Genomic DNA, 3,925 nt, shown 5'->3' with positions numbered 1-3,925 from the left:
AACTATGACAACAAGATAGACATCACTATGCCCGAATCCGTGGACACGTCCATCACCCATCATTTCAATAGTCGCTGGACGGGATACCTGGGGACCACCTGGAAACGCTGGAGCCGGATCAAGAAGGTCGAGGCAGTCAACAGCGGTCTTTCCCCCCTGGGCCAAGCGGCTGGCCTGGGAAGTGTGACCGAAGAAATGAACTGGCACGACACGTGGTCCACCGCAGTCGGCGCCTCCTGGCAATTGAACCAACAATGGCTGCTGCGCGCAGGTTACGCCTATGATCCGTCGCCCATTGGAAATGCCGATCGCAGCGTGCGCGTTCCGGTTGGGAATCGCCAGGCCGTGACCTTGGGCGGTGCTTATTCGCCGAATGCCGATCTGACGATAGACTTTGCTTATGGTTATCTCTGGGATTCCAAAGTATCAGTAAAGCAGTCGAACAACTCCGGTCTTCAACCGGAATACAGTGCCGACTACGAAAATAGTGCGAATGGGATTTCAGTGCAGGCAACCTATCGGTACTAATCGATGCGACTCAATTCTTGATAGAGTCCATTTTTGCGAGCCTTTCTGAAGATTCACCTTTAATCGTTAATCAACTATCCAACTGGGGTGTGAGCAGTTCTGCTTGTTAATCAGCACCCTGGCCGTGGGTGGATTGGGAATGGTGGGCATCCAGAGGGTTTAGCAATCCCGCGATTGAGTATCTATCTGGGTCGAAAGCCCTTGCCATGATTTATTCATTAGTCACGCCGCAATGGAAAGTAGGGCAGCAATCGTTCGGTTTCTCTTCTAACCACGGCGTAGCATTCGCAACTCAGCTCCTCGAGCCTGGCCCTGTCCAGGATCCTGATGTGCCCCCGACTGTATTCGATAACACCCAGGCGCTGTAGCTTGCCGGCGGCGTCGGTCACGCCTTCGCGGCGTACACCCAGCATGTTGGCGATCAATTCCTGGGTCATGGTCAGTTCATTGCCTTGCAGGCGATCGAGGGACAACAGCAACCAGCGGCACAGCTGCTGGTCGATGGAGTGGTGGCGGTTGCACACCGCCGTCTGGGCCATTTGCGTGATCAGTGCCTGGGTGTAGCGCAGCATCAGCAGCAGCATCTCTTCATGGCGGTTGAACTCGTCCTTGAGCTGCTGGCCGGGTAACCGGTAAGCATGCCCGGCACTTTGCACAACGGCGCGGCTGGGCGTGCTTTCGCCGCCCATGAAGACTGCAACACCGATCAGGCCTTCATTGCCGACAACCGAAATTTCGGCCGAGGCGCCGTTCTCCATCACATACAACAGCGACACGATGGCGTCGGTGGGGAAGTAGACATGCCGCAGAGCGCCGCCGGACTCATAGAGCACTTTGCCCAGTGGCAGCTCGACCGGTTCGAGGTGGGGGAGCAGGCGATCCAGCGCATGCGCCGGAAGCGCTGCCAGGAGGTAGTTCTGTTGTGGCTTGGGTACAGCAAACATATCAGCCACCGTTCAAGGGCGAATACCCTGATCGGGACAGGTTACTCCAAAGCGCACTATGCGGGGCAACGCACCGAAGCAAGCCCGGCAATCTGCGATGCTCAAGGGTACGACGCTGCATCTGCAGCGCCAAACGTTGGAGGTTGTCATGAGCAAGCACATTGACCCGAATCTTCGCCAGGGTCCCGGCAAGCCCACTGCGAAACAGCCACAGAACATGCCGATCCCCCTTCATTACAAGCCTGGCCAGTCTGCCAACCAGCCGGTACACACCAAGCTGGGTGAGGCCGTGCAGCCGCACCACCAGGGCCCGAGTTTTCCTGTCTGAATCCAGGCCTGCCAAGAGCGCTGTATCTCAGCGCTCAAGATCGGCTTCGACGGTTCTATCCCACCCTGGGGTTTCGGGTTGGTGCGCTTTTACCGGGCATGTCACCAGGACCTGGTGTTCTTTACCGTCATCGAGCAATTCCAGCGTGTCATTGCCCAGCAGCTCGCCGTCCAGCGTGATCGAAGCTGTAGTGCTTGTGCCGGGGCGTACATTGATTTGGTAATGCGTCGCTCCATAGCGGTAGCGCAGCGTGTAGCCAGGCCAGCCCTGCGCAAGCAGCGGTACGATATGCAATGCAGTCCCGACTCGCTGCACGCCGAGCAATGACTCCACGATGAACCGGTACGTCCAGCCGGCCGACCCGGTGTACCAGGTCCAACCCCCACGGCCCGCATGGGGCGGCGTGCCGTAGACGTCGGCAGCCATGACATAGGGCTCGACCTTGTAGGTTTCGATCCGGCTGGCGATTTCATGGCCCGCGGGGTTGATCATGTTGAGCAACCGCCAGGCCCTGACGTTGTCGCCAAGCTCGGCGAACGCCATGCCGGCCCAGACTGCGGCATGGGTGTACTGGCCGCCATTTTCCCGTACGCCCGGCACATAGCCCTTGATATAGCCGGGCTCGAGCGACCCTGTGTCGAAGGGCGGATCGAGCAGCAGTACCGCGCCTGTGTCGGGCCGTACCAAGTGCTGCTCGAATGAAGCCATGGCCGTGCGGCACCGCGTTTGCGAGGCGGCCCCCGACAGTACCGACCAGCTTTGCGAGATCGAGTCGATGCGGCACTCGTCATTGTTGGCCGAACCCAGGACCTGACCGTCGTCGAACCAGGCGCGCCGGTACCATGAACCGTCCCAGGCATGCTCCTCCAGACTGGCCTGCAGCATGGCGGCCTGCTGGGTACAACGCTGTGCGAAAACAGGGTCGCCATGCAATTGGGCGGTGATGGCGAACTGCTGGAGAACATCAAAGCCGAAGAAGCCCAGCCACACGCTTTCCCCTTGGCCCAGATGGCCGACCCGGTTCATCCCGTCGTTCCAGTCGCCCGTGCCGATCAAGGGCAAGCCGTGGCTGCCACGCTGCAGGCCGTGTTCGATGGCGCGTACACAATGCTGATAGAGGCTTTCTTCAAGGTGCGACTTGCCCGGCAGGTCGTAATAGGACTCCTCCCCGGCATTGAGCGGGCGGCCTTCAAGGTAACCCACGGGTTCGGCCAGCACGCTGAGGTCTGCGGTGACGCTGACATAGTGGCTGGTCGCCAGCGCCAGCCACAGATAATCGTCCGAACAGCCACTGCGCACACCCCGATCGAGCGGCGGGTGCCACCAGTGTTGAACGTCGCCTTCGGCATATTGATGGGCTGCACACAGCAACAAATGGCTACGCACGCTGGCGGGATCGGCATGGATCATCGCCATGCTGTCTTGCAGTTGATCGCGAAAGCCGATGGCCCCGCCGGACTGATAGTAGCCACTGCGGGCCTGGAAGCGACAGGCGATCACCTGGTACATCAGCCAGCCATTGACCATGACATCGATGCTCGGGTCGGGGGTCTGGACCTGAATCACGCCCAGCTGCGAACGCCAATGCTCGCGTACCGCCTCGAGTTGCGCGGTTGCCGCCCCCAGGCCCCGGTACTGCTGAACCAGGCGCAGGGCTGACGCGGTATCCCTGGCTGCACCGAGCCGGAAAACCACGTCCTGGTCATCACCGTTGTCGAGGTCGAGGGCAACCTGTATCGCCGCACAGGGATCCAGGCCACCACCGGTACGGCCCGACAGCCGTGCCTGCTGTAATCCGGCAGGAGCCTTGAGGCTGCCGTTGCGACCGATGAATTCACTGCGATCGCCGCTGATGCTGGTGTCGGTCGAATCGGTATCGAGGAACGCCACCCGTTCGCAAAACTCGATCGAATAGGCGTTCCTGGCGAAAAATGCGCCGCTGCTGGGGTCGGCTTCCGTCACCACATGCATCGCTGATTTGCTGCGCAAGTCGCCCAGCACCCACTCGACATAGCAGGTTGTCGACAGACGTCGGGCGCGGCCTGAGCGATTGCGAATCTGCAAATGCGAGAATTTGATCGAAGCATCCAGCGCCACATATACCCACAACTCGGTGTGGATACCG

At 59.9% G+C, this 3,925-nt stretch carries 4 protein-coding genes; 2 read left to right on the top strand and 2 right to left on the bottom strand.

Going from position 1 to position 3,925, the window contains the following annotated elements; translation table 11 throughout:
- Positions 1-528: outer membrane protein transport protein (locus tag AC1DVH_RS27405; RefSeq protein WP_477756430.1), on the top strand; the 528-nt coding region annotated here is incomplete at its 5' end.
- A 218-nt stretch (positions 529-746) separates the two neighbouring features.
- Here the strand turns inward: AC1DVH_RS27405 and AC1DVH_RS27400 are convergent.
- Positions 747-1,472 carry a Crp/Fnr family transcriptional regulator gene (locus AC1DVH_RS27400; protein WP_477756429.1) on the bottom strand — a complete coding sequence of 242 codons (726 nt, stop codon included), beginning with the start codon at positions 1,470-1,472 and terminating at the stop codon, positions 747-749.
- A gap of 148 nt (positions 1,473-1,620) precedes the next feature.
- On the opposite strand from AC1DVH_RS27400, the gene AC1DVH_RS27395 reads away from it, so the two are divergent.
- Complete coding sequence (locus AC1DVH_RS27395) at positions 1,621-1,800, top strand: hypothetical protein (protein WP_477756428.1); 180 nt, start codon at positions 1,621-1,623, stop codon at positions 1,798-1,800.
- A 27-nt stretch (positions 1,801-1,827) separates the two neighbouring features.
- On the opposite strand, the gene AC1DVH_RS27390 is transcribed toward AC1DVH_RS27395, so the two are convergent.
- Positions 1,828-3,925, bottom strand: a 2,098-nt coding sequence (locus AC1DVH_RS27390) for a glycoside hydrolase family 94 protein (RefSeq protein ID WP_477756427.1), incomplete at its 5' end; no start/stop codon positions are given.

The sequence above is a fragment of the Pseudomonas sp. P4_C3 genome (assembly GCF_056402075.1).
The sequence above is the reverse complement of the archived record's forward strand: the minus strand, read 5'-3'. Positions and strand labels throughout refer to the sequence as shown.